The sequence below is a fragment of the Micromonospora sp. WMMC273 genome (assembly GCF_027460285.1).
GTDB lineage: Bacteria > Actinomycetota > Actinomycetes > Mycobacteriales > Micromonosporaceae > Micromonospora > Micromonospora aurantiaca.
Window position 1 is genome coordinate 728,196 of record NZ_JAPZBE010000001.1, and the last position, 23,772, is coordinate 751,967.

At 73.0% G+C, this 23,772-nt stretch carries 23 protein-coding genes; 15 read left to right on the top strand and 8 right to left on the bottom strand.

The window, feature by feature from the left end; all coding sequences use genetic code 11:
• Nucleotides 1-28 precede the first annotated feature (28 nt).
• The 3 genes from O7611_RS03595 to O7611_RS03605 all read right to left on the bottom strand — a co-directional run bounded on the left by O7611_RS03595 (nucleotide 29) and on the right by O7611_RS03605 (nucleotide 5,563).
• On the bottom strand, nucleotides 29-3,103 hold the full coding sequence (locus O7611_RS03595; RefSeq protein WP_269696201.1) for a DUF3427 domain-containing protein: 3,075 nt from the start codon (nucleotides 3,101-3,103) through the stop codon (nucleotides 29-31).
• Between the two features lie 145 nt (nucleotides 3,104-3,248).
• Nucleotides 3,249-4,148, bottom strand: a complete 900-nt coding sequence (locus O7611_RS03600) for a phosphotransferase family protein (protein ID WP_194799492.1) — start codon at nucleotides 4,146-4,148, stop codon at nucleotides 3,249-3,251.
• Entirely contained in the window at nucleotides 4,145-5,563 is a 1,419-nt protein-coding gene (locus tag O7611_RS03605; protein ID WP_194799493.1) for a helix-turn-helix domain-containing protein, read from the bottom strand. Before O7611_RS03605 ends, O7611_RS03600 begins: the two co-directional genes overlap by 4 nt.
• A gap of 311 nt (nucleotides 5,564-5,874) precedes the next feature.
• Between O7611_RS03605 and O7611_RS03610 the strand changes: the two genes are divergently transcribed.
• From O7611_RS03610 to O7611_RS03625, 4 genes are all read left to right on the top strand, one after another.
• A complete protein-coding gene (locus O7611_RS03610) occupies nucleotides 5,875-6,105 on the top strand; it encodes a hypothetical protein (protein ID WP_194799494.1) in 231 nt (76 codons plus the stop codon).
• Nucleotides 6,102-6,344: a DivIVA domain-containing protein gene (locus O7611_RS03615; RefSeq protein WP_194799495.1), complete on the top strand. Its 243-nt coding sequence runs from the start codon at nucleotides 6,102-6,104 to the stop codon at nucleotides 6,342-6,344. Before O7611_RS03610 ends, O7611_RS03615 begins: the two co-directional genes overlap by 4 nt.
• Nucleotides 6,337-6,591, top strand: coding sequence for a hypothetical protein (locus tag O7611_RS03620; protein ID WP_194799496.1), 255 nt, complete (start codon nucleotides 6,337-6,339; stop codon nucleotides 6,589-6,591). The genes O7611_RS03615 and O7611_RS03620 overlap by 8 nt, the downstream gene beginning before the upstream one ends.
• A gap of 140 nt (nucleotides 6,592-6,731) precedes the next feature.
• A complete protein-coding gene (locus tag O7611_RS03625; RefSeq protein WP_194799497.1) occupies nucleotides 6,732-7,559 on the top strand; it encodes an SAM-dependent methyltransferase in 828 nt (275 codons plus the stop codon).
• Nucleotides 7,560-7,594: 35 nt separating this feature from the next.
• On the opposite strand, the gene O7611_RS03630 is transcribed toward O7611_RS03625, so the two are convergent.
• The gene (locus O7611_RS03630) at nucleotides 7,595-8,359 is read right to left on the bottom strand and encodes a hypothetical protein (RefSeq protein ID WP_194799498.1); all 765 of its coding nucleotides are present in this window, start codon (nucleotides 8,357-8,359) and stop codon (nucleotides 7,595-7,597) included.
• Between the two features lie 168 nt (nucleotides 8,360-8,527).
• On the opposite strand from O7611_RS03630, the gene O7611_RS03635 reads away from it, so the two are divergent.
• From O7611_RS03635 to O7611_RS03655, 5 genes are all read left to right on the top strand, one after another.
• On the top strand, nucleotides 8,528-9,820 hold the full coding sequence (locus O7611_RS03635) for an AAA family ATPase (protein WP_194799499.1): 1,293 nt from the start codon (nucleotides 8,528-8,530) through the stop codon (nucleotides 9,818-9,820).
• Nucleotides 9,821-9,895: 75 nt separating this feature from the next.
• The gene (locus O7611_RS03640; RefSeq protein WP_194799500.1) at nucleotides 9,896-10,135 is read left to right on the top strand and encodes a hypothetical protein; all 240 of its coding nucleotides are present in this window, start codon (nucleotides 9,896-9,898) and stop codon (nucleotides 10,133-10,135) included.
• 67 nt (nucleotides 10,136-10,202) lie between these two features.
• Entirely contained in the window at nucleotides 10,203-10,508 is a 306-nt protein-coding gene (locus O7611_RS03645) for a DUF6403 family protein (RefSeq protein WP_269696202.1), read from the top strand.
• Nucleotides 10,505-11,854 (top strand): hypothetical protein, encoded by a 1,350-nt coding sequence (locus O7611_RS03650; protein WP_194799502.1) that lies wholly within the window; start codon nucleotides 10,505-10,507, stop codon nucleotides 11,852-11,854. The genes O7611_RS03645 and O7611_RS03650 overlap by 4 nt, the downstream gene beginning before the upstream one ends.
• The gene (locus O7611_RS03655) at nucleotides 11,851-12,882 is read left to right on the top strand and encodes a hypothetical protein (RefSeq protein ID WP_269696203.1); all 1,032 of its coding nucleotides are present in this window, start codon (nucleotides 11,851-11,853) and stop codon (nucleotides 12,880-12,882) included. Before O7611_RS03650 ends, O7611_RS03655 begins: the two co-directional genes overlap by 4 nt.
• Nucleotides 12,883-12,909: 27 nt before the next feature.
• Here O7611_RS03655 and O7611_RS03660 read toward each other — a convergent pair whose 3' ends face one another.
• Nucleotides 12,910-13,476, bottom strand: coding sequence for a snapalysin family zinc-dependent metalloprotease (locus tag O7611_RS03660; RefSeq protein WP_194799503.1), 567 nt, complete (start codon nucleotides 13,474-13,476; stop codon nucleotides 12,910-12,912).
• 98 nt (nucleotides 13,477-13,574) lie between these two features.
• Between O7611_RS03660 and O7611_RS03665 the strand changes: the two genes are divergently transcribed.
• The 5 genes from O7611_RS03665 to O7611_RS03685 all read left to right on the top strand — a co-directional run bounded on the left by O7611_RS03665 (nucleotide 13,575) and on the right by O7611_RS03685 (nucleotide 18,778).
• A complete protein-coding gene (locus O7611_RS03665; RefSeq protein WP_269696204.1) occupies nucleotides 13,575-13,889 on the top strand; it encodes a globin in 315 nt (104 codons plus the stop codon).
• Nucleotides 13,890-14,047: 158 nt separating this feature from the next.
• Nucleotides 14,048-14,758: a hypothetical protein gene (locus tag O7611_RS03670; protein WP_194799504.1), complete on the top strand. Its 711-nt coding sequence runs from the start codon at nucleotides 14,048-14,050 to the stop codon at nucleotides 14,756-14,758.
• A 13-nt stretch (nucleotides 14,759-14,771) separates the two neighbouring features.
• Nucleotides 14,772-15,032, top strand: coding sequence for a hypothetical protein (locus O7611_RS03675; protein ID WP_091418956.1), 261 nt, complete (start codon nucleotides 14,772-14,774; stop codon nucleotides 15,030-15,032).
• Nucleotides 15,029-15,436: a hypothetical protein gene (locus O7611_RS03680; RefSeq protein WP_091418959.1), complete on the top strand. Its 408-nt coding sequence runs from the start codon at nucleotides 15,029-15,031 to the stop codon at nucleotides 15,434-15,436. Before O7611_RS03675 ends, O7611_RS03680 begins: the two co-directional genes overlap by 4 nt.
• Nucleotides 15,437-15,478: 42 nt before the next feature.
• Nucleotides 15,479-18,778: an ATP-binding protein gene (locus O7611_RS03685; protein WP_269696205.1), complete on the top strand. Its 3,300-nt coding sequence runs from the start codon at nucleotides 15,479-15,481 to the stop codon at nucleotides 18,776-18,778.
• 45 nt (nucleotides 18,779-18,823) lie between these two features.
• Here O7611_RS03685 and O7611_RS03690 read toward each other — a convergent pair whose 3' ends face one another.
• Both O7611_RS03690 and O7611_RS03695 read right to left on the bottom strand, forming a co-directional pair.
• Entirely contained in the window at nucleotides 18,824-19,678 is an 855-nt protein-coding gene (locus tag O7611_RS03690; protein WP_194799506.1) for an ABC transporter permease, read from the bottom strand.
• The gene (locus tag O7611_RS03695) at nucleotides 19,675-20,688 is read right to left on the bottom strand and encodes an ATP-binding cassette domain-containing protein (protein ID WP_194799507.1); all 1,014 of its coding nucleotides are present in this window, start codon (nucleotides 20,686-20,688) and stop codon (nucleotides 19,675-19,677) included. The genes O7611_RS03690 and O7611_RS03695 overlap by 4 nt, the downstream gene beginning before the upstream one ends.
• 353 nt (nucleotides 20,689-21,041) lie before the next feature.
• Here O7611_RS03695 and O7611_RS03700 point away from each other — a divergent pair, with 353 nt between their 5' ends.
• The gene (locus O7611_RS03700; RefSeq protein WP_269696206.1) at nucleotides 21,042-22,640 is read left to right on the top strand and encodes a hypothetical protein; all 1,599 of its coding nucleotides are present in this window, start codon (nucleotides 21,042-21,044) and stop codon (nucleotides 22,638-22,640) included.
• A 63-nt stretch (nucleotides 22,641-22,703) separates the two neighbouring features.
• On the opposite strand, the gene O7611_RS03705 is transcribed toward O7611_RS03700, so the two are convergent.
• Nucleotides 22,704-23,687 (bottom strand): aldo/keto reductase, encoded by a 984-nt coding sequence (locus O7611_RS03705; protein ID WP_194799509.1) that lies wholly within the window; start codon nucleotides 23,685-23,687, stop codon nucleotides 22,704-22,706.
• Nucleotides 23,688-23,772 lie beyond the last annotated feature (85 nt).

Genomic DNA, 23,772 nt, shown 5'->3' on the forward strand with positions numbered 1-23,772 from the left:
CCAAGATCCTTTGAAGACACTGCCTAGCTCAGGCGGCTATCGCCCGCGCGGCGGCGTACATGTCGGCGGGAAGCGGCTGCCGCAGTTCCCAGAGGATCCGCATGGGCCGGTCGCCGCTGTGCTCCCGGTACGTCATCGGACCCGCGTACAGGTACGGCGGTGCGCCCAGGTCACGGTCGGCAATCTTGGTCTCGCGGACGAACAGGTGCACCGTCGAGCCCTGCGCGACGTGGTTGACGTACCGCTGGCCGGTGGCCGAGCCCGACGACGTTGTGCTCTGCGACTCCCACTGGAACAGCTTGTCCGTGATAGCGCGGTCGGCGTACATGGTGGTGGGCGAGTAGTGCTCCTCGGACTTGACGAGCGTGACGAAGAACAGATCCGCGCGCTCGTCGGGCAGCCACTTCACGCCCTCGCGCAGCGAGCCCGGGTTGGTCATACCGAAAGCCGCGCACGCCTCATTGCGGCTGTAGCGGGCGTGCACTCGCAGCGGCACCCGGCCCGGGGCAGGTGACTCGGTGACCCGGTGGATGCGGTCACGCAGCACGTCAACTACCTGCCGCAGCTCGGCGCAGCGCGCCGGCTCCGCCCACAGCCGCTTGAGCCGGGCGTCGCGTTCGGTCAGCGGCACCGACGGCCCCCACAGGCTGAAGTGCAGCATGTCGAGCAGCCGCCCGGCGGCCGGGCGCTGGCCTGCGGCGAGCTGAGCGATCAGGTCCAGCCGATCGACATCATCGATGTGAAGCATCCGGCCGATGGCCCGGCTCAGGTCACGGTCGTCCGGGCCGCCTTCGGCCGGGTCGAGACCGGCGAGACGCCGCAGCCCGGCCCAGCCGCCGATGCTCGCCGACCGATACACGTCCTCGATTTCCAGGCCGGTCTCGCGCAGGAAGTCGGACAGGCTCACGTCACCGAGCTGCCGCAGTTCGGCCACCAGCGAGTTCTTCGACGTCGGCAGCGCCGACTTGAGGTTGGCGAGCACGATCTCTTTCGCCACCCGGTCCAGCTCGATGTGGCAGCCGCTTGGTAGCGAGGGGAAGTCGTCCCGGACTGCGGCTTCGACCGCGCGCCGGCTGACCCCGGCGAGGGCACGCCAGCGCATGTCGAACCGGAAGTTCGCGTGCTGGCCGCCGATGAAGTCGAGCACCGTCAGGCACGGCTTGTCGTCGTCCAGCCGCAGACCTCGGCCCAGTTGCTGCAGAAAGATCGTCGCGCTCTCAGTGGGGCGCAGCATGAGGATGGTGTCGACCATCGGCAGGTCGACGCCCTCGTTGAACAGGTCGACAGTGAAGAGCACCTTCAGCTCGCGCTTGCGGAAGCGGTCGATCAGCACGTGGCGATCCGGCCGGTCAACAGTCGACGTGATGGCCGCGGACGGCACGCCGTGCCGGGTGAACCAGTCGGCCATGAACTCCGCGTGCCCGATGCTGACGCAGAAGCCGAGCGCGCGCATCCGCCCGACGTCAGCGATTCGCCGGACCGCGTGCAGGATGAGCCGCGCCCGAGCGTCGTTGCCGGTGTAGACGCCGTCCAGCTCGCCCTTGTCGTACCCCTGCCCGCGCTTCCACCGCACCCGCGTCAGGTCCACGTCGTCGTGCAGCCCGAAGTACTGGAACGGTGCCAGCAACTGCCGTTCGAGGGCTTCCCACAGGTGCAACTCCACCGACGCGCGGCCGTCGAACCACCGGCGCACGTCGCGGCCGTCGCTCCGCTCAGGGGTCGCGGTCAGGCCCAGGAGTACGCGCGGCCGAAGCCGCTCCAGCAACGCCGTGTACGTGGCCGCCTCGGCGTGGTGGAACTCGTCGACGATCACCATGTCAAACGCCTCGGGATCGATCTTCCGCTGGCGTAGCGACTGGATTGACGCGAAGACGTGCTGCCACTCCTGCGGCCGATCGCCGCTGACGAGCGTCTCGCCAAACGTGCCGTCGCCCATGACCTGGCGGAACACTGACCGGCTCTGCCGCAGGATCTGCTCCTGATGGGCGACGAAGAGCAGCGAGGCGACGTGGCCGGCTCGCCGGAGCCGGCGGTAGTCGAGCGCCGCCACTACTGTCTTGCCGGTGCCGGTCGCCATCACCACCAGGTTGCGCCAGCGACCGTGCACCAGACGCTCGGCGTTGAGGTCGTCAAGAACCTCCTGCTGGTATGGGAACGGCCGCACGTCCAGGTTCGCGATCTCGGCCGGGACGTCGTCGGCACGTTCCCCGCGCAGTGCGACACGTAGCCGCTCGGCATCGGTTGCCGGGTCGTAGGTCTCGAACGCCGAGTCGTTCCAGTAGTCCGCGAACGTCGCCTCGAACGTGTCGATGACGTGCGGCTGCTCCAGATTCGAGATGCGCACGTTCCACTCCACGCCGTCGACGAGCGCGGCCTTGGAGAGGTTCGACGAACCGACGTACGCGGTGGTGGTGCCGTTGTTCCGCCGGAACAGCCACGCCTTGGCGTGCAGCCGGGTGGTCCGCGTCTCGTAGGACACCTTGATCTCGGCGCCCAGCTCGGCGAGCCGATCGAGCGCCCGCTGATCGGTGGCGCCCATGTACGTGGTCGTGATGACCCGTACCCGACCGCCTCGGGCGACCAGCTCGGTGATCGCGGGCTCGATGATGCGCAGACCGTGCCACTTGATGAAGGCGCAGAGCAGGTCCACCTCGTCCGCCGACGCCATCTCGTGGCTGACCTCATGGCCGATGCGCGGCTGGTGCCGGCCGTTGACCAGGAGCGCGCCGGTGGAAAGCGGCGTCGCGGGGCGGATCGGGAAGACCGGTGCGGCCGGCGGAGTGGGCGGTGCGGCGATGGCGTGCAGCAGACGTTGGGCGTCCGCCACCTGGTCGTCGGCGGTGACGGCGCGGGGCTCGGCCTGAGCGATGTGCGCGGCGATGCGGTTCGCCAGGTCGACCTGCCGGGCCAGCTTGTTCTGCCCGCCGCCCACGCCGAGGAGCGCCCGGCGCGCGAGGCCCGCGATGTGCCGGGCCAGGACATCATGCGCGTCGGCGGCATCCAGCTTCGCGTCCCGGACGAGGGCGCTATCGACATGCCTGAGCTGCGTCGCCAGCTTCTCGGTGATCAGGTGTTCGTAGATGCCCCGTTCAAGATCCCCCACGGTGGCAAGCTAGCCGCGATGAACGCCGGGCGGAAGCCGGTGCGATAGGTGTCAGGAGCTTTGTCCTATGGCCTGTCGGATCATCGACACCTAGAGATGAAGGTAGACGCGTTGCCCGTCGGGCGGCAGTCGCTTGCCGAGAGGCTCAGACGAGATCGGCGAATGGCTTCCACCGTAAGCCGTTGTCGCCTTGGGTGACTGACTGCAATCGTTTGGCAAATTCGGCCGCTACGCTCGCGGAACTCGCGAGCAGCGGCGTGGCAGCAGCGATCATTTTGAGTTCGCGGGCTTCTCGAAGAAGCGGCCAGTCGCGGTCGGACATCACGTCGTACCCGTACGCCTCGGCGAGCGCCCGATGCGCCCCGGTCTTCCCGAAGCGGGCCTCGCCCGCAGCGACCGCTGCCAGGTCCACCTGCCAAGGCCCTAGACAAGTGGCGTCGAAGTCGCAGAGCAGGATGCCGCCGGATGCATCCCGGAGTAGGTTGCCGACGTGCGCGTCCCCGTGGATGAGCGACTGCTCCACGCGCTGGTTGAGGTCGGTGACCTGCGGCTCCAAGCGGTTGCACCACGTCATCAGGTAGTCGTGGTCCTCTGCGCTCAAGCCGTCGGCATCCGCCAGGCGTCGACGCGCATCCCCGATCGGATCCCAGGCGGCTAGCGGGAAGGGCGGGGGGCCGAGCGCATGGAACCGCCGCAGCGCCACCCCGAGGTCGTCGACCGTCGGAGTAGGCGCGGCGGGTGGCACGTAAGTCCAGACCGAGGCAGCCAAGTCACCGACCGCCACTGGCTGCTTCACGCCAGGCGCCAGCCGGATCGTGGGCGCGTCCAGCTCGGCGAACCATCGCGCGAGGTGAACGACCTTTGTCACCCGATCCCGGAGCCGATGCGTTCGCGCGATGCGGATGACAAGCCCGGATGCCGGCAACGCGAACACGGCGTTGTTGGTCAGCCGCAGGAGTTGGGCGTCGTCGGCCGGCACGTCGAGGCCGCCGGCGATCTCCCGCATGGCGCGGCTCATCGCTTCTTCCGAGAACCGTCCGCTCATGCCGTGGCCGCAGCTCGTGCGGTGAGCGTCCGTTCGAATTCGGCGACGACGGGAAGGTGGCGGTGTCGTCCGAGATCACGGCGCAGGTTGATTACTCGATCAACCACTCGGCTGGAACTCAGCGCACACGACTGCTCCACCGCGCGCGTGCCGACAGCGACCGCCCGCTCGGGCTCATCGGTGAGGAAGAGCGCGCTGCACAATCCGACTTCGTTCAGGACCATGCTGCGGACGTTCGCCGGGCCGAAGGCGACGATCGCCTCTTCGACGCTCCGCACCGCCTGTGCGGCGTGCGTTCCGGCCTGCCGGGCCATGTCGCGGTACACGCGGCCGTACTGGGCGAGCAGCTCGCCACGGTCGTAGAAGGCCATCCAAGTCGGTTCACGCTCGGGATCCACCCGCTCGAACTGATCACTCGCGCGACCGAGGAGGGTCAGCGCGCTTCGGTGGTCGCCGAGTGCGGCTGTCGAAGCGGCCTCCGCGCCCCAGAGCAGCGCCGTCACCGCCGGGGTCGCCCGTGATCCCAGCTCTGAGTGGGCCAGCCTCAGCGCGGCCAGAGCATCCTGGTTGTGCCGAAGGTGCTGTAGCTGCTTGGCCTGCGAGTAGCGGATCAGGGCCGCCAGCGGGGCATCGTCAGCGGACATTGCGGCCCGCTCGCCGGCGGCGAAATGCCGCTGAGCGTCCGTGTGCCGGCCGGCGTCCAGCGCGGTCCAGCCGGCCAGCTGACGCGCCGCCGCGACCGCCGCGACCAAGCGGGGTGTCAGCCCGGGGCCGTGCGACCAGTCGAGCATTCTGTACACCGACTCCGCGAACCGCGCGACCTCCCGATAGAGCAGGCCGCCACCGCATTCGTAGTCGACCGACCGGTAGAGCTCCAGGACCGCGTTCAGCCGAGAGACGTCCGCACTGCCGATACGGCGGGGCCGAGGCTGCTCCCCGACCCCGACCAGCCCGGCTCCTGCCGACACCGCGGCGATGCCGGCCAGGAGGCTTCGCCGGCCCAGGTCTGGTGTTGTGCGGACCTCGTCGGCCATAGCGCCGACTGCGAACCAGAGAGACCCCGGCGGGATGCGGAGCACTGTCGCCCAGTGCGTCAGCCGATCGAGATGCACCAGGGCGGGGCCGTTCTCGATTCGGCTCAACTGCGCCTGAGTGATCCCCAGCCATCCCGCGACGACGCTCTGCGGCAGCGGGCTCCGCCCGTGGTACGGGTGGTGGCGGTACGCCCGGATCACCTGGCCGAGATGACGCCGGGCCAGCGCCGTACGTACCGGTTCATGGGCCCAGAACGAATCGGGTACGGCGGGTGGCGTGCTGAGGCGGTCGCGTTCGGCGGCCTGGCAGGGCGCGCAGCGTCCCGTGTCGTTGTCACGCGCCAGGCGCCCGCCGCAGCGGGGGCAGTTCGCAGGTGTCACCGGCAACCTCGCCGTTCGCGGAGAACCTGTGTCCGAAGTCGAGCCTAGCCATTCCACCCGGTCCGGAGCGGGCCGGTATACGCGCTGTGCATATCGCGGCATGTCTCGGAATGGTGACCGAGGGTATGCGGTACATGCATTGCGGCGACGACCATCAGGGCATGCGCCTTCTGCCGAGTAGGACTGAGGGTCGGCGCATGGCCCGGGGCGGGTGCCGGGCTCCGGTGGCACCGCGTCCCCCGATCGCGGCTCCCGCCGTCCCCGCCCGCCCCGGCGCCACTCCACGAGACCCGACCCGGAGGCGCCTGCCGATGTCCGCCGTACTCGCCGACTTTCCCGTCCTCACCCCGGTCACCGACGAGGACCTGCTCGTCGCCGCGCTGGCCGTGCGCGTACACGTGCCCGAGCATTGGCCGCAGGGACCGCTGTGCCGCAGCGAGCGCGTTCCGTACCCCTGCCGGCTGGCCCGGTGGGGGAGGGCGACGCTCGCCGCGGCCGGGTTGCCCGACGAGGCAGTGGTGGCCGGGACGGTGGCGTCGTGATCCACGTGACCGGCGAGCGGGTGCAGGCGTATCAGGTGCGCAGCGCCGTCTTCGACACCCGCTGGCGTGGCCTGGACCCGGCGCAGGTGCACGACTACCTGTGCCGGGTCGCCGACGAGATGGACCGCCTGCACCGGGAGCTGACCACGGCGCGCACCGAGTCGGAGCGGGTCCGCCAGGCGCTGCGGCAGTGGCAGTCCCGCCACAACGGCTGCCGGCGGCGCGGCCACGATGACTGAGCCGCGCTGGATCGTCCACCTGTCGACCACGCTGACCAGCCGGGACGCCGCCGTCGAGCTGGCCGCCGCGCTCGCCCGGTCGCTCGGGCACCTGGATGTCGTCGACTTCGGTGAGACGACGCTCAGCGAGGAGGACGCGCAGCACCTGCGGTACCGGGTCTGGTGTGACGTGCGGCTGCCCGGCGGTGGGCGCTGCGGACTGCGGGACGGCCACGACGGGTCATGCGGGGCGGCGGAGCTGCGCTGACGTCGGCGTGTCGGTCGATGAACGCCCTGGTGACGGGCCGGTCCGCTGGGAGCGGTCCCAAACGGGGCGACCATCCACCCTGTACGGTCGCTACACTCCCCGAAAACGCCCGGAACCGCCCACGGAGTCTGGAGACGCCAGTGACCCGCGACAAGGCCGCACCGCCCGGAATCGACGTCACCATTCCCAGCGTGGCCCGGGTCTACGACTACTTCCTGGGCGGCAAGGACAATTTCGAGGTCGACCGGAAGGTCGCCGAGCACGCCCTGCGGATCACGCCGGACGGGCCGGCCGCCGGTCAGGCGAACCGGGCGTTCCTCCGCCGGGTGATCCGCTACCTGGTGACCGAGGCGGGCATCGACCAGTTCCTCGACATCGGCTCGGGGCTGCCCACCCAGGGCAACGTGCACGAGGTCGCGATCGAGCACAACCCGGCCGCCCGCGTCGTGTACGTGGACAACGACCCGATCGTCCTGGCGCACGGGCGGGCGCTGCTCGCCGCGGAGGGCACCGCGACGGTGATCCAGGCCGACATCCGGGAACCGGAGGAGATCCTCAACGACCCGGACGTCCGCCGGTTCCTCGACTTCGACCGCCCGATCGGGCTGCTGCTGTTCGCGATCCTGCACCACATCGGCGACGACGAGGACCCGCGATCGGTGGCTGCGGCGCTGGTCGACGCGCTGCCGTCGGGCAGCTACGTCGCGATCTCGCACTTCCGTGACCCGGGCGAGCGGGATCCGGAAGGCTCCCGCAAGGCCCGCGAGGTCGAGCGGGTGTTCAACGAGTCGCTCGGCACCGGCCGCTGGCGTACCGACGAGGAGATCCTCGCCTTCGCCGACGGGCTGACGGTGCTGGAGCCGGGCCTGGTGCCGCTGGCCGAGTGGCGTCCGGACCCGGACGCGCCCGCCCAGCAGCAGACCGACACGTACCACACCTTCGTCGGACTGCTCGCCCGCAAGCCGTAGGCGGTGCGAAGGGCCCGCGAGCGGGTACGGGCACGTCAGCCGGCCTCTTCGTCGCCCTCCTCGAACCGTGCCAACACGGCGGACAGGTCCCGCAGGAACGCGTCGACCCGGGCGCGGTAGTAGCCGTGCGCGACGAGCGGCAACTCGAGCAGGGCCCGCTCCACCTGTACCTTCGTTGCGAGGCGCAGCAGGTGATCCTCCGACCGCAGCGCCTCCCGGCCCTTCTGCACGAGGGCGTCGACGGCATCCCTGTCGTATCCGCGCGCTTCGATCGGGAAGTCGGCTGAGTCGAAACGCTGACGGACGATCTGTCGGTGGTCGGTGAAACGGCTGCCGCCGTACCGGGCGAGGGCGTCGGCTACCTGGTCCGTCTTCTCCCGAACGTCGTGCACTTCGAGCAGGACCAGGCAGGGCCGGCCGTCCAACGGGCTGCGGTGTGTCAGTGGAAGGTCGAGGGCCGACGTGGCGGCGGGTACGAGCAGCAGCAACGGCGATGGCATCCTCTTGTCGGACAGCACCGGAGGTTGCTGGTCCAGGACCAGGTGGTCGATCTCCGCCCAGGGCAGCAGCCGGTTCAGTCCGGCCGTCCGGACGGTCAAGCCGTCGACGTTGATGTGGAACCGGAACGGCCGGACCGCCTCGACGACGCCCGCAGCGCCGACGAGCATGATGAGCCCGCCGAAGATCAGCCCGCCGACCAGTCGAAGGGTGCTGCCGCTCAGCCCGGACAACACCATGCAGAAACCGAACGGCAGCATGACGCCGACGAACAAACCGGCGCGACTGCGGTGAAGATCCATCGTCTCACCCGCGATTCCCCGTCTCTTCTGACTGAGAGGGTGACAGCCGGGCGCAAGGTGATCGATGAAGCAGACGGCGATCTTCCTGGCGGCGGTGGGCGGCCCTGCCCGGGCGCGTGTTAAGAAGGGGCCCCGCCTCTACCGGAGACGTTGAAAGGGGGCCCTTCCTTGCACGAAGCGGAGCAGGTGATCCAGCGTGTGCTGCGGGATCTGCGCGACGGCACGCACCGCGGCGTCGTGGTGGACTCGCCTCCCGGCGCCGGGAAGTCGACCCTCGTCGTCCGCGCCGCGATCGAGACCGCCGCCACCGGTGACCCGCTGATGATCGTGGCGCAGACCAACGAGCAGGTGGACGACCTCATCGACCGGCTCGGCCGCAAGGCGCCGGAGCTGCGCGTCGGGCGGCTCTCCGCGACCGACTACCGGCCCACCGAGCGGGTCACCGCCCACCCGGCGGTCCGCGTCGCCGCGAAGGTGGCCGACCTCGGCGGGCCGGCGGTCACCATCGGTACGGCGGCCAAGTGGGCCACCGTCACCGAGGGGAGCTGGCCGTGGGCGATCGTCGACGAGGCGTACCAGATGCGCGCGGATGCGCTGCTGCGCGTGGCGGGGCGGTTCGAGCGGGCGCTGTTCGTCGGCGACCCCGGGCAGCTCGATCCGTTCAGCACCGTGGAGACGTTCCGCTGGACCGGCCTGACCTGGGATCCGATGCAGTCGGCGGTGGCCACGCTGCTGCGGCACAACCCGGAGCTGCCGGTGCACCGGTTGCCGGTGTCGTGGCGGCTGCCCGACTCGGCCGCGCCTGTGGTGTCCGCCGCGTTCTACCCGTTCACCGGGTTCCGCGCCGGGACCGGCCCGGCCGACCGGGCGCTGACGTTCACCGGGCCCGGCGCGGGTGACGCCTACGACGCCTCGGTCGAGCTGGCCGCCGCCACCGGCTGGGCGTTGCACGAGCTGCCGGCCCGGCACACGGTGCGTACCGACGGGGAGGCCGCCGCGGCCTGCGCGGAGCTGGCGCTGCGGGTGCTGGCGCGCGGCGCGGTCGCGGTCAGCGAGGCAGCGCCGGGCGGCGCGCCGGTCACCGCGGACCGGATCGCCGTCGGGGCCGCGCACCGCGATCAGGTCGCGGCCATCCGCTCCCGGCTGGGCGCGGCCGGTGCGGGCATCACCGTGGACACCGCCAACCGGCTCCAGGGCCGGGAGTACGACGTGACGATCGTGCTGCACCCCCTCTCGGGCCGGCGCGACGCCACCGCGTTCCACCTGGAGTCGGGGCGGCTGTGCGTGCTGGCGTCACGGCACCGGCACGCCTGCGTGGTGGTGGCGCGGGCCGGGATCGGTGAGCTGCTCGACGCGTACCCGTCGACCGAGCGGGTGCACCTGGACGTACCGGTGAAGTTCCCGGACGGCTGGGAGGCCAACCAGACGGTGCTGACCCACCTCGATGCCCACCGGGCGTGACGAGGGGCCGTCGCGGCAGGATCGGCGGACCGTTCGGATCTTCCGGCGTTCGCGGCCGGTGGGCACGATGGCCGGATGCATCCTCACGATCCCTATCAGCAGGATCCGTACCAGCACCAGGTGTACCAACAGCAGCCGTACTATCCGCCGCCGGCGTACGTGGAGCAGCCGAGTGAGGGGATGAGCAGGTGGGCGATCGTCCTGTGGGTCATGGTGCCGGCGCTGCTGGTGATCCTGTGCTGTGCCGGATGCGTCGTCTCCGGGTTTGCGGGCGGGTTCATGGAGGGCTTCAACGAGGGCTACTCGTCGTCGTAGGCGGCGGACCGGCGCACAACACCGCCCTCGGCGCGCGGCGCTGGCGGCGGTGCGTTAGACAGGGATCATGACCGCGAGCGTGCTGCAGTGGCTGGGCGGGGGCGTGGTGGCGGTGGCCGCCGGTTTCCTCGCCGTGTCGCTGCCCCGGCGCCGCGTCCGGGCCGAGGACCGGCGGGTCGCCTGGTCGTCGGCGGGGGCGGCGATCCACGACGCCACAGTCAGCCGGGACGCGTCCCCGGCCGCGGTACCGGAGGCCGAGCGGCTGCTGGCCCGCGCCGAGATGCTCGCCGCCGCCCGTGGCGGCGCCGACGCGGCCCGGGCGGCGGCCGAGCACGCCCGCCGCGCCGACGAGCTGTGGCGGGCCGGGCGATGACGAGGGTACGGCGGGAGCTGCTGCGCTGGTCGCTGCTGGCCGCCGCGGCGGCGGTGCTCGTGGTGTTCCTGGTGGCGCAGCGGCAGAGCGTGGAGGTCAGCTACGGGCGTTCCCCGTCGGCCGCCGCGCTGCCGGAGGGCTCGGCCGGCGAGTTGAGCGATGCGAGCGTGCCGTCGGTCGAGGAGATGACGGCGCTGGTCGCCGCCGCGCCGGTGGTGCGGCTGCCGGGGGCTGTCGCGCGCTGGGACGAGCAGCGGGTCCGGGCCGCCATCGGTGACCGGGGCACCCGCATCCTGGTCGCCCCGCCCGGTCTGGACGAGGCCGAACGCCGGCGGGTCAAGGACGTGGAGAAGGCGGAGATCCGGATCGTCGGTACGGAGGTCAGCGGTGGCCTCTACGTGGCGTCGCCGGACGACCTGCCGGGCTGGCGGGCCCGGTTCGCCACACACGACGTGACCGGCGCGCTGCTCACGCTGCTGGCGACGCTGCACGAGCAGCCCCTCCCGCCGGACCGCGACGACCTGCGCTGGCGCGAACCGACCGGCCCGGAACTGGCCCCGATGGTCACCGCGCTGCGGGCCACCGGCCGGTACGTGGGCACCGGAGCCACGCTGACCCGCCTGCCGGAGAAGGCGGCGGGCACCGCGTTCCCGGACGGCGCCTGGTTCGTGGTGCTACCCGCCCAGCCGTACGGGGAGCCGCTGCCCGCGTACGGGCCGGCGCTGCACCGGCTCGCCCCGGACCAGCCGCTCGTGGTGATGTACGGCGACTGGATCGAGTACCACGGTCCGGGCGCTGCGGAATTCGCCGAGGTGGCCACCGCGAGCTTCTACGCCCAGTTCGGCGGGCGGATCGGCCGGTACGCCTACCCACAGCAGAACGTGCTCGGCACGTACCTGGCCCAGGTCACCGACGTGCGGTACGCGGGGCTGTTCGACCGCCCGCTGCCGTACCGGCCGTTCGACCCGCTGCGGGTGGCGTTGCCGGCGCTGCCCTGGCTCTTCGCCGTGTGCGTGGCGGGTTTCGTGGTGCTGTCGATCCGTACCGTGCGGGCGTCCGGCCGCCGCCCGGCCGACGTCGGTCCCGGTGGTACGCCGGCCCGGCTGGCCGGGCTCTCCGCGCTGGCTGTGGAGCTGTCGCTGCTGACCGACGCGCGCAGCGACCCGGCGCTGGTCCGGGGCGTGGGCCGGTTGCGGGCGGCCCGGGACGCGTTCGACGAGGGGTTGCCCGACCGGCACGTACGCGAACTGCTGGCCGACGCGGCGGCCGAGCTGGACGACGTGGCCCGGGACGTGCGGATGCCCGGCTACCGGCCGGACGTCTACCTGCGGGCGAGGCTGTCGTGAGCCGCGTCGCGAACCGGCCCGCACGGGCGGCGGACCGTCGTGGCGGGACGGCGACCGGCCCGCGCCGGCTGCTCGGCCGCCTGGTCGGCACCGCGTTCGGCCGCGCGGTGCTCGCCTGCCTGGCGCTGGCCGGCTGGGCGCTGTGGACCGGCGGGATCCTGGACGGGCCGATCGCGCGGCAGGTGCGCGTCTCGTCGGTCTACGCGGCGCCCGGAGTGGATCTGGACCGGGCCGCCGCCGAACGGGTCATCGGCAACCGGCGGCTGGTCGTGCTGATCATGGAGCCCGGTGCCGACCTGCGTGAGGCGTGCGGCGACACCGAGCGCGCCGCCCAGGGCACGCTGGTGCTGGCGATGAGCCGCGACGGCGAGGACTGGGACACCTACGGCTGCTCCCGCCTCGGTGGCGACCTGGGCCGGGCCGTGGTCACCGAGACCACCATCGGCCGGGGCGCCGATGCGTTCGTGGACCGGCCGGTCGAGGCGCTGAAGGTGATCGTGCTCAACTACGACCGGCTGGTCCGGGCCGGTCTGGTGCCGGACGGTGCCCGTACCATCAGCCCGTCGCTGCCCCGGTATCTGCTGGCCGGCGGCGCGGTGGCCGGGGTCGTCGCCGGTGCGGCGGTGCTCTGGCTGGGTGGCCGGCGGGCCGGGCGGCTGGCCGACGCGCGCCGGGCCGGGCGGGACGCGCGCGCCGACGAGCGGGCCGCGCTCGGCGCCGCCACCGCTGTCCTCGCCCAGCAGATCATCGACCTGGACGGGCGGGTCGGGCCGGTCGCGCCGGCCTACCGGCGGCTGGCCGCCGACTACGTCGGCCTGCTCGACGAGGTGTCCGAGATGGACGGGAACGCCGAGGCGCTGCGCCGGTTCCGGGAGCGGGTCGAGGAGCTGAGCCGCCGCGCGGCGGACCTCGCCGACGACGCCGCGTCCGGCCGGCGTGCGGACCGCGCGGGCGGCCGGAAGCCGGACAAGGTGGCGGCCGGTGCGACGACGGGGAAGGGCCGGACGCGCGGACGGGGCCGGCGGTGAGCCGCCGACCCCGTCGTCAGTGCGTCGTCAGCGCTGGGCGCCCACCGTCGAGGCGGCCGGCCAGCTGCCGGTGAAGACCTGGGCGGGCGTCGCGCTGCGGACGGCGAAGCCGAACAGCGAGTCGACCCGGGAGGCCTCGGCGGAGCTGGGGTACGGGTTGGTGCAGCTCGTACCGGCGCTGCCACCGGACATCAGGATGGCGCAGTTGCCGTTGTAGTTGTCCGGCAGGCCGAGGATGTGGCCGATCTCGTGCGTCATGATGCGCAGCGGCGAGTACTGCTGAGCCTGGTAGTAGTCGATCACCACGCGGCCGTTGCCGAGGCTGGTGCGCTGGGCGTACGAGCCGCCGCCGTAGGTGTAGGTGATCCGCAGGTTGGACCCGCACTGGGCCATGTTGATGTTGTTCGTGTAGTTGTTCCAGATCGCCGCCGCCTGCACCGCCGTGTTGGCGAACGGGCCAGCCTGGCTGATGTTGTAGCAGACGTTGCGGACGGCGGCGGAGGCCGGAGCCGGGTTGACGGCTACCGCGCCGAGCGCTGCCAGCGTCGCGGCCGCGAGGGTGGCGAGGATCCGGGACAGCTTGGGCTTACGCATGGTTCACACTCCTTGGGATGGGGGGTGAGCGGAACGCCGCCAGCCTATAGATAGGCATTCATCGATATCAAGGGTTGCGGTGAACTGACCGTGCGACGGTGCACCGCTGGCTGCGGTTGATCGCGGCGGACGCGGAGCCGGCGCCGTACCTGATCGGGGTGGACCGCCGGCGGCTCGCCGCGCTGCTCGCCGCCCGGCTGGACGCGGCGCTGGGCGGGGTGCGGTGGAGCCCGGACGGCGCGCCCGCGGACGTCGGCGGGCCGGTCCTCGGTGGACTACGACGCCCGCCGCTCACCGGGGAGCAGTGCTGGCGCGTCCTGAACTACCTGGCCGCGGCACTCTGGACGCTCGACCTGCCGGCGGCGGCGGTCGTCGGCGCGCAGCGGGCCGTGGCCGGGCTGCTCCGGGCCTGACCGTCCGCCGGTGTGTGGCACGTGAACCGGGCACAGGAACTGTCGTTCACGCCGCCGGGTATCCCCGGGTTTCCTGTCGACCTCCCGTCACGCGGGGTGTTTTTCTGATCGCTTCCGGTCGATAGCGTCGGGCCACTGCCGTCGACGAAGGGCCGACGATGAACGACAACGGACACCTGCTCGACCGTCGGCGACTGCTCGCCGGCGCGGCGGCGGCCTCGGCGGTCACCGTGACCGGCCTGGCCGTCGCCACCACCACCGGCGCCGCGGCCGCACCGGGCCGCCCCGCGACGCCACTCGTCTCCCGGGACCGCATCGCCACCGCCGCGTTGCGGGCGCCCGACGGATCCGCACTCCCGGTCGCCGTCCAGGCCGACTTCCACGCCCGGCTCGCCGCCTGGCTGGCGTTCTGGTCGGCGAACTCGCCGGCGGCCTGGAGCGTGCCGGTGCAGGTGGTCGCCCGGATCGAGGCGGCCGGCGACGCGCTGGTGCTGCACGGGATCCGGCACCGCCGCGACGACGAGCTGCGCGCCGGCTTCGCCGCCGGCCGGCGGGACGCCACCCACCTGGCCACGTCGGCCAGCCTGCACCACCACTTCCCGAGCGTGCGGGTCCGCCCGGACGGCACGATCCGGGTCGCCGACGGACCCGCCGGATTCACCGGCGCGCCGGAACAGGTCGCCTTCGCCGTCGCCGCCTGCCGCGAACTGTGGGGCGACAACACGGCGACCGCCGACCGCTGGGCGGAGCACGCCGCCCGGGTGCTCGCCCGCGCCGGGCACCGCACCGACGCCGCCTCGCACGCCGGCTGGGCGGCCTTCACCCGCACCAGCCTGCGTCGCGGGCTGGGCACCGAATCGTACGAGTGACCGGAGGAAGCACATGGCCCGCAACGAGTTCCGCTTCGTGGTCGACGGCGTCGACCTGAGCCCCGAGCAGCAGACCCTGATCGCCGCGGAGATCCAGAAGGCCGGCCTGGCCGCCCTGCGTACCGCCGACGCCAGGCTGACCAACCCGCTGACCGTCGGCCACGGCAACATCAAGCTGCGTCCCGAGTGGTACGGCCTCTGGGTCATCGACGGGCCGTTCGCCCAGGACCTCGGGCAGAAGATCAACGACATCGGGTTCTGGATCCAGCGGTGACCGACGCCGCCCGGCCGGCCGGCACGCCGGAGCGGATGTGCCCGAGCACCCCGGCGTCGAACGCCACCGTGTTCCTCGGCATGATCACTCCGGCGGGCCGGGTGGCCTACGTGACACCGGCCGTACCGGCCGAGGTGGCGCTCGCCGGGCTCGGTGACTCCGACGAGCCGATCGAGTCGCGGGCCCGGCTCGCCGGCCCGTGCGTCACCTCGTCCTGCGGCTTCTGGACCGGCTCGCACTGCGGGCTGGGCGCCCGGATGGCCGCCTCGTACGCCGAGACCGCCCCGCCCGCGGAGGAGACGCTGCCGAAGTGCGCGATCCGGCGTACCTGCCGGTGGTTCGCCGAACAGGGACCGGCCGCCTGCCCGGCGTGCGCGCACGTGGTGACCGACGCGCGGCTCTGAGGGACCCTCCTTGTCGGACCCTTCGGCTAGCGTCGTGAGGTCATGGAGCCGCGGTTCGGCCAACACCTCATCGGGCGGGAGCATCCCGCTGCGCTGCTGCGCGCCGAGGTGGCCCGGCTGGTCGACAGTCACGGCGGTCTCGTCCTGGTCACCGGCGAGCCGGGCATCGGCAAGACCACGCTGGTGTCGGCCGCCGCCGACGAGGCCCGCCGCGGCGGGGCGCTGGTGCTCGGCGCCGCCTGCTGGGACTCCGACACCGCTCCCGACTACTGGCCCTGGGTGCAGGTGCTGCGCCGGCTGGCCCGGTCCGCCGACGACCCGCGCGGGGTGCGGGAGACAGCCGCCGCCGGCCTGGCGGCACTGCTCGGCGAGCGCACGGCGGGCGACATGACCGAGCCGGGTGACGTCGGCCGGGCCGAGTTCGACAGGCACGACGCGGTGACCGCCGCCCTGGCCGCCGTGGCCCAGCACCGGCCGGTCGCGGTGGTCCTCGACGACCTGCACTGGGCCGACCCGGCGTCGCTGCGGCTGCTCCAGTTCGTCACCCAGCACGCCTGGTTCGAGCGGCTGCTGCTGATCGGCACCTACCGGGACGCCGAAGTCGAATCCGGCGACCACCCGCTGCGGCAGTGGCTGCTGCCGCTCACCGCCAAGGCCACCACCGTCACGCTCGCCGGGCTGGGCCGTGCCGAGGTGGCCGCCCTGATGGCCCGCACCGCCGGCCGGGAGCCCGACGCGAGCGTCGTCGACGAGGTGCACCGGCGCACCGGCGGGAACCCGTTCTTCGTCGAGCAGACCGCCCGCCTCTGGCACACCCACGGCCTGACCGACACCGTCGCCCCCGGTGTACGGGAGGTGGTGCGCCGCCGGCTCGACCAGTTGCCCGCCGGAGTGGTCGAGGCGCTCACGGTGGCCGCCGTGCTCGGCCGCGAGTTCGACAGGCGGACGCTCGCCGCCTGCGTACCCGCTCCGGTCGCGCAGGTGGACCGGCTGCTCGCCCGCGCCGCTGCGGCCCGGCTGGTGCTGCCCCGCGACGGCGGCCGGTTCGTCTTCGTACACGACCTGGTCCGCGAGACGCTCTACGACGGGCTGGCCGACGACGAACGGCGGGCCCGGCACGCGGCGGTGGTCCGGGCCGTCTACCAATCGGACCTGCTCGCCGGCGCACTCAGCCCGGCCCACCTGGCCCGGCACGCCTGGCTGGCCGGCGCCGAGCTGGACCCGGAACGCGCCGGTGACCTGCTGCTGGCCGCCGCCCGCGACGCCGGGGGCCGGATCGCCGTGGACGAGTCGGTACGGCACTACCGGCGCGCGCTCGAACTGACCGGCGAGCCCGGCCGGCGGGTCCGGGTGCTGCTGGAACTGGCCGGGCTGCTGCACCACGCCGGCCCGCCGGCCGAGGTGGAGCGGCTGCTGGCCGAGGCCGCCGCGCTGGCGAGGGAGCTGCCCGATCCCGGCGTGCTGACCCGGGTGGCGCTCATCGCCCACCGGCAGCACTCCGCCACCCGCCGCCGGCTCGACGCCGCCGAGCTGGTCCGGGAGGCGTACCGGCGGTTGATCGCGGAGCCGGACCCGGAACGGCCGGTACGCGCGCTGGTCACCGACCTGATCACCGCCACCGAGACGCTCGCCCGGCACGGCCGCGACGACGAGGCGCTCACCTTCAGCCTGTGGGCCCGCCACGACACCACCTGGGGGCTCGGCACCGCGCAGGAGCGAGCCGTGGTCACCGCCGAGATCCGGGAGGTGGCCCGCCGCAGCGGCGACCGGGAGACCGAGCTGTGGGCCACGGCCCTGCGCTGGGTCGCGCTGCTGGAGCTGGGCGATCCGGGCTACCGGCAGGAGCTGACCGCGTTCGTGACCGGCGCGCGACGCGACGACGTGGCCCGGCAGCGGGTGGCGGCGATCGCGGACACCGCCATCATCGCCGCCTTCCAGGGCGACCTCGCCGCCGCCGAGGCGGGCTTCGCCGAGGCGGAGAGCTACCGCGAGCCGGGGCACTCCGATCACGCGTTCATGACGCACCACATGCGCTGGTCGATTCTGCTGCTGTACGGCCGCCTCGCCGAGGCCGAGGCGGTGCTCGACCGGGTGGGCGCCGGGCACCCGCAGGTGGAGCTGCTCCGGGCGATCACCGCGGCCGAGCGCGGCGACGTGGCCACGGTGCTGCGGCTCACCGCCGCGATCGAGGCAGCGGGCACCGCGTACCCCCGGTCGTTGTCGCCGTTGTGGCTGCGCCTGCGGGCGCAGGCGGCGGCAGTGGACGGCGACCCGGCGCGGTGCGCGGCGGTGCGGGCCGACCTGGCCCCGCACCGCGGGCAGTGGGCGGCGGCATTGTTCGGCTGCGACATCGTCGGCCCGGTCGACCTGTGGTTGGCCGGTGTGGACGCGGCCGAGGGCCGGTGGGACGACGCTGTCGACTGCTACGCGGCGGCCCGGGACGCGGCCGACCGGCTGGGCGCCCGGCCCTGGTCGGTGCTGGCCCGGGCCGGTCTGGTGGGCGCGCTCGCCGGGCGCGGCGGGCCGGGCGACGCGGCCGAGGCGCGGCGACTGCGGGCCGAGACGGTGGCCGAGGCGCTGTCGCTGGGGATGGTTCAGGTGGTGGACCGGCTGGGCGCGGCGGATCCCGCCCCGGCGGCGGTGTCCGCAGTGGTCGCGCCGGTGCCGGCCCGGCTCGGCGCGGGCGTTCCGGCCCTGGCCGTCGCGTCGTCGCTGTCCAGCCGGCGGGGTGCGCTGGGCCTGTCCCGGGCGGGTGTGGTGCACGGGCGGCCGCCCGACCCCGGCGCGGACGTCATCCAGCCCGAGTTCCGTCCGGACGGGCCGGTGTGGCGCCTCGCGTACGACGGCGTCGTGGTGCACCTGCCCGACGCCAAAGGGCTGCACGACCTGCGCCTGTTGCTGAGCCGTCCCGGCACGGACGTGCCCGCCGTCGAACTGCTCGACCCGGCGGCCGGTCCGGAACTCGTCGCCGTGCGCCGCCTCGGAGCCGATCCGGTGCTCGACGACGAGGCGAAGGCCCGCTACCGCCGGCACCTGCGGCGGCTCGACGACGAGATCGACCGGGCGGCGGCCAAGGACGACGGGCGGCGGCTGGCCGAACTGGACGCCGAGCGCGCGGCGCTGCTCGACCAGTTGCGTGCCGCCGCCGGGCTGGCCGGGCGCCACCGGCGACTCGGTGACCAGGCGGAACGGGCGCGCAAGGCGGTGACCGGGCGGATCCGGGACACCCTGCGCCGCATCGACGAGCGGCATCCGGCGCTCGCCGCGCACCTGCGCGAGTCGGTCACCACCGGCGGCGCCTGCCGCTACCGGCCGGCCGAGCCGGTGCCCTGGCGGCTCTGACCGACAAGGTGGCGGGGCCGGGTGGACCCCGCCACCCTCGTCGCGTCAGCGGCGGTTGTAGCGGTACATCGTCAGCGTGCCGAAGACGACCACGAAGAGGGCGCTCCAGAGCAGCATCCACATGGTGCTCGGGCCGTCCACCGAGCCGGCCATCGCCGCGCGGACCGAGGTGACGAGCTGGGTGATCGGGTTGATCTTGACGAACGCCTGCAGCCAACCGGGCATGGTCGACGGGTCGACGAACACGTTGCTCAGGAACGTCAGCGGGAACAGCACCATCATGCTGGTCCCCATCACCGACTTCTCGCTGCGCAGCACCAGGCCGAAGAACGTCCACACCCAGGAGAACGCGAACGAGAAGATCACCAGCAGCCCGATCCCGGCGAGCACCCCGAGCAGACCGCCGTCGGGGCGGAAGCCGAGCACCACGCCCACGGTGAGGATGACCACGGCGGCCAGGACGTAGCGCAGCACGTCGCCGAAGATCATCCCGACCAGCGCCGCCGGCCGCCAGACCGGCAGCGTACGGATCCGGTCGAAGACGCCCTTCTCGATGTCGCTGTTCAGCCCGACCCCGGTGTACATGGTGATCATCACGACGCTCGTGACCATGATGCCGGGCAGGAAGAACTGCAGGTACGCACGCGGGCTGTCGGCGAGCGCGCCACCGAACAGGTACGTGAACATCAGCACCATGATGATCGGGAACGCGGTCACGTCGAACAGCTGCTCCGGCACGTGCTTGATCTTCAGCAGCGCCCGCCAGCCGAACGTCAGCGACGCCGACAACGCGCTGGGCCGGGCCGGCCGCTCGGCCGGGGCGAGCACGGTGGCCAGCGCCTCGGCGGACGGCATGTAGACGGACGGCGACCGCCCGGTGCTGATCGCGGTGTCGCTCATCGCGCCGCCTCCAGTTCGTCGTCCCGCTCGTCCGCCGGGACGGCCGGGTGGTCGGTCAGGGCCAGGAAGACCTCGTCCAGGCTGGGCTGGCCGAGGGAGAAGTCGTCCACCACGATGCCGGCGGCGGCCAGCTCACCGAGCGCCCGCGCCGCCTGCGTACCGGCCTCCAGATCGGTGCCGTGCTCGCCGACGCGGGCGGTCAGCGCCGCCGGGTCCGCGGCGAGCTGCACCGGTACGCCGAGCGACGCCCGCAGCACCTGCTCGGCCTGCGGCCGCTGCTCCGGATCGCGCAGCCGGATGTGGACGCTGCCCGCGCCGATCGACGACTTCAACTCGCCCGGGGTGCCCTCCGCGATCACCCGGCCGTGGTCGACCACGGCGATCCGGCCGGCGAGCTGGTCCGCCTCGTCGAGGTACTGCGTGGTCAGCAGCACCGTCGTGCCGTACGCCACCACCGCCCGCACGATCGCCCACACCTGGTTGCGGCTGCGCGGGTCCAGCCCGGTGGTCGGCTCGTCGAGGAACAGCAGGTCCGGCGTGTTGAGGATGCTCGCGGCGATGTCGATGCGCCGCCGCATCCCACCGGAGTACTTCTTCACCTGCCGTCCCGCCGCCTCGGTCAGCCCGAACGCGGCGAGTAGCTGTTCGGCCCGGTCCCGGGCGCCGGCCCGGCCCAGCCCGAGCAGCCGGCCCAGCAGGACCAGGTTCTCCGCGCCGGTCAGGTCCTCGTCCAGCGAGGCGTACTGGCCGGTCAGGCTCACCCGGGCGCGCACCGCGTCGGCCTCGCGCACCACGTCGTGCCCGAAGACCCGGGCCGTGCCGCCGTCCGGGCGCAGCAGCGTCGCCAGCACGCGTACGGCTGTGGTCTTCCCGGCGCCGTTCGGGCCCAGGACGCCGTAGACGGTGCCGGCGGGAACCCGCAGGTCCAGCCCGTCGAGTGCCCGGGTCGAACCGAAGGACCGGACCAGGCCCTCGGCCTCGACGGCCAGGCCGGTGTTCCGGTTGCTCATGAATCGCTACCTCTCTCGTCGGTGTCTCGACAGGCGTACGGGCGTGCCGCCAGACCGATCGCCTGTTTCAACGAGGCCGGGATGCTGTGGTGTTGTGCCGGCCTCACCTCTCAGGCGCCAGACGGCCCGCCAGATCCGATCTGGCGGTGGCGATTCCCGGCCGACGACGGCCGGTACGGGAGGAAGGCGGGGTTATGACCGTTCCCGCAGCAGTCCGCCGGATGACCGGTCGCGGACAGTGCCCGATCGATCGTCTGCCATATGCTGCGCCGGCATCCGACGCACGGGGGGCGTGTCCTGGTTGTGGTGACGCGGACGCCTCTTGAGCGCATTGAAACCGAGAGGGGTCCACCGTGTCCATCGTCCGAAGAGTGCTCGGCGCACTCGCCGTGACGGTCCTGGCCGTCACCGCCGCACCCACCGCCGCCGGGGCGGCGGATCCGGCCGGCGTGCTCCACCTGACCGTCACCAGGCCCGACGGCAGCCCGGCCGGCGCCAACGTCGCCGTGACGGCCGCCGACAACAGCTACGACAAGGACCTCCTGCCGCTCGACGAGTCCGGGCAGCTCAGCGTGGAGGTGCCGGCCGGCGACTACAAGATCGCCATCACCCCGGTGTACAGCGACGGCCAGGACGACGAGTCGCTGAGGCAGTGGGTGCCGGGCCGGACCAGCTGGGCGCAGGCCGGAACGGTCCGGGTGTCCGCGGGGGACACGACGGAGGTCTCCGAGCGCCTGCTCGTGCCCAGCGGGTCGACCCTGCGGGCGCGCGACGCGGTCACCGGCGCCGCGGTCGACGGGCTGTGCGTGTTCGTCGACCCCCGGCGCAATCCGTGCGGCGACACCCAGGTGACCGTTCCGCCGCTGATCCCCGGCCCGCAGGAGGTGTGGGTCTACACCCGGGACGACACCCACCTGCCCCGCTACGCCACGGTGAACGTCCTCGCCGACGGCAGCGGCACCGCCGTGGTCGTCCTGACCCCGGCCGCGAACGTGGTCTCCCGGGTGGTCGACGCGGCGACCGGCGCACCGGTCGCCGGGGCCTGTGTGACGCCGGCGCCGGCCGGGACCGGCGAACTACCCCACAACCCGGGACGGTACTGCTCCGACGCCTCCGGGAACGTCCGCGTCGGCCTGGTCGCGGCCGGCTCCTGGAACCTGTTCGCCCGCCCCGCCGGCGGATCGGCGTACGGCGCGCAGTGGGTCGGCGCGACGGGCGGCACCGGCGACGCGAAGCAGGCCCGGGTGGTCACCCTCCGGGCCGGGCAGACGGTCACCGTGCCCCCGATCCGGCTGGACCGCTCCGGTGTCGTCACCGGCACCGTGACCAGCGCGGCCACCGGCAGGCCGGCGACCTCCGGCACCGTGACGCTCGCGCCCGAGTCGGGTTTCTTCCCGGATTGGGGAGTGGAACTGGACGCGCAGGGCCGCTACCGGATCGACTGGCTCGGCCCGTACGCCTGGCCGCTGCTGTTCACCACCGCCGACAATGCCACCCAGTGGTCCGGCGGGTTCGCCCTGCGGGGCAAGGCCGTGCCGGTCACCGTCCGGGCCGGCGCCACCACCGTCTACAACCTTGCCGTACGGCGAGGCGTCCTGGTCACCGGCCGGCTCGTCGACCCGGAGGGCCGCCCGGTGGTCGCCGAACTGACTGTGCGCAACGCGCGTACCCGTGAGGTCATCGGATACACGTTGGATCCGGATCGCGACGGTGAGTACGCGCTGCGCGTGCTCGGTCCCCAGCCGGTCACCGTGGCGTGGCTGTGGACGCCGCCCTACATCAACTACGCCGGCTGGTACGACGGTGCGACCCGCCCGGCCGACGCCACCGAGGTGGCCCTGCCGGGCACCGGCACCCTGCGGCTCGACGTCACTGTCGACCGGTTCCCGGCCGGTTCAGCGGCGCGGGCGAGCTCAGCGGCACCGGCCGGCTCAGCGACGCGGGCCGGTTGAGTGACACGAGCCGGTTGATCGGCGCGGGCCGGGTGGCGTGTGAGCCACCCGGCCCGGCGCCGGTCAGCGTGCCGAGTCCAGCCGGGTCCGCTGCTCGGCGGTCAGCTCCAGGTCGACCGCGGCCAGGCTCTCCTCCAGCTGCGCCACCGAGGAGAAGCCGACGAGCGGGACGGCCGGGATGTCGCCGCCCATCAGCCAGGCCAGCACCACCTGGTTGACGGTGGCACCGGTCTCGGCGGCCACCGCCCGCAGCGCCTCCAGCCGGGCCGGAGTGGCGGGCACCGCGTACTCCTCGCCGAGCCGCTCCGGCCGGACGTACGCGCCCTTCAGCAGCGGCGAGTACGCCACCAGCGTGAGCTGCGGCTCGGTGCGCAGGTAGCTGAGCAGGTCCGGGCCGACCCAGCCGACGTCCCCGTCCCGGTCCAGCTCGCTCGGCACGTCCAGGCGCCGGGGCAGGTAGCTGCGGTGGTACTGCAGCACCTCGTACCCGGGCAGACCGGCCGCGGCGGCGAGCGCCCGCGCCCGCTCCACCCGCCAGGTGCGGTGGTTGCTGGCGCCCAGCAGCCCGACGGTGCCCTCGGCGACCAGCTCGGCGAAGCCCTCCACGGTCTCCCCCAGGGGAACCGTGTGGTCCTCGATGTGGGCGTAGAGCAGGTCGATCCGGTCGAGCCCGAGGCGCTCCCGGCTGCGCTCGGCGGACTCGCGGATCACCTTCGCCGACAGCCCTTCGGGGTTGTCGACGTAGCTGGTGCCCGGCGCGAGCGGACGGGCGCCCAGCTTCGTCGCGATGACCACCTCGTCGCCGATCCCGCGGCTGCGCCGCCAGCGGCCGAGCAGTTCCTCGCTCTCGCCACCCTGGCCCCCGTTCTGCCAGAAGGCATAGTTGTCCGAGGTGTCGATGAAGGTGCCGCCCGCCTCGACGTACCGGTCGAGGATGGCGAACGAGGTGGCCTCGTCGGTGGCGGTGCCGAACAGCATCGCGCCGAGACTGAGCACACTGACCTCGCGGCGGGTGGCCGGGTCCGTGCCGATGGTGCGGTAGCGCATGTCTTCCTCCCCGTCGAAGCGTTGCCGGTCACCCTGCCCCTTCGAGTGCGCGCGAAGTCAACAACGGAGGGGCCCCGGGTCTCCC

Excerpts from the sequence above, each read along its gene's own strand:
- O7611_RS03610 (WP_194799494.1), top strand. The coding sequence starts at position 5,875 with ATGTCCGCCGTACTCGCCGACTTTCCCGTCCTCACCCCGGTCACCGAC.
- O7611_RS03690 (WP_194799506.1), bottom strand. The coding sequence starts at position 19,678 with ATGAGCGACACCGCGATCAGCACCGGGCGGTCGCCGTCCGTCTACATG.
- O7611_RS03705 (WP_194799509.1), bottom strand. The coding sequence starts at position 23,687 with ATGCGCTACCGCACCATCGGCACGGACCCGGCCACCCGCCGCGAGGTC.
- O7611_RS03650 (WP_194799502.1), top strand. The coding sequence starts at position 10,505 with ATGACGAGGGTACGGCGGGAGCTGCTGCGCTGGTCGCTGCTGGCCGCC.
- O7611_RS03645 (WP_269696202.1), top strand. The coding sequence starts at position 10,203 with ATGACCGCGAGCGTGCTGCAGTGGCTGGGCGGGGGCGTGGTGGCGGTG.
- O7611_RS03630 (WP_194799498.1), bottom strand. The coding sequence starts at position 8,359 with ATGGATCTTCACCGCAGTCGCGCCGGTTTGTTCGTCGGCGTCATGCTG.
- O7611_RS03695 (WP_194799507.1), bottom strand. The coding sequence starts at position 20,688 with ATGAGCAACCGGAACACCGGCCTGGCCGTCGAGGCCGAGGGCCTGGTC.
- O7611_RS03600 (WP_194799492.1), bottom strand. The coding sequence starts at position 4,148 with ATGAGCGGACGGTTCTCGGAAGAAGCGATGAGCCGCGCCATGCGGGAG.
- O7611_RS03675 (WP_091418956.1), top strand. The coding sequence starts at position 14,772 with ATGGCCCGCAACGAGTTCCGCTTCGTGGTCGACGGCGTCGACCTGAGC.
- O7611_RS03640 (WP_194799500.1), top strand. The coding sequence starts at position 9,896 with ATGCATCCTCACGATCCCTATCAGCAGGATCCGTACCAGCACCAGGTG.
- O7611_RS03620 (WP_194799496.1), top strand. The coding sequence starts at position 6,337 with ATGACTGAGCCGCGCTGGATCGTCCACCTGTCGACCACGCTGACCAGC.
- O7611_RS03670 (WP_194799504.1), top strand. The coding sequence starts at position 14,048 with ATGAACGACAACGGACACCTGCTCGACCGTCGGCGACTGCTCGCCGGC.
- O7611_RS03685 (WP_269696205.1), top strand. The coding sequence starts at position 15,479 with ATGGAGCCGCGGTTCGGCCAACACCTCATCGGGCGGGAGCATCCCGCT.
- O7611_RS03660 (WP_194799503.1), bottom strand. The coding sequence starts at position 13,476 with ATGCGTAAGCCCAAGCTGTCCCGGATCCTCGCCACCCTCGCGGCCGCG.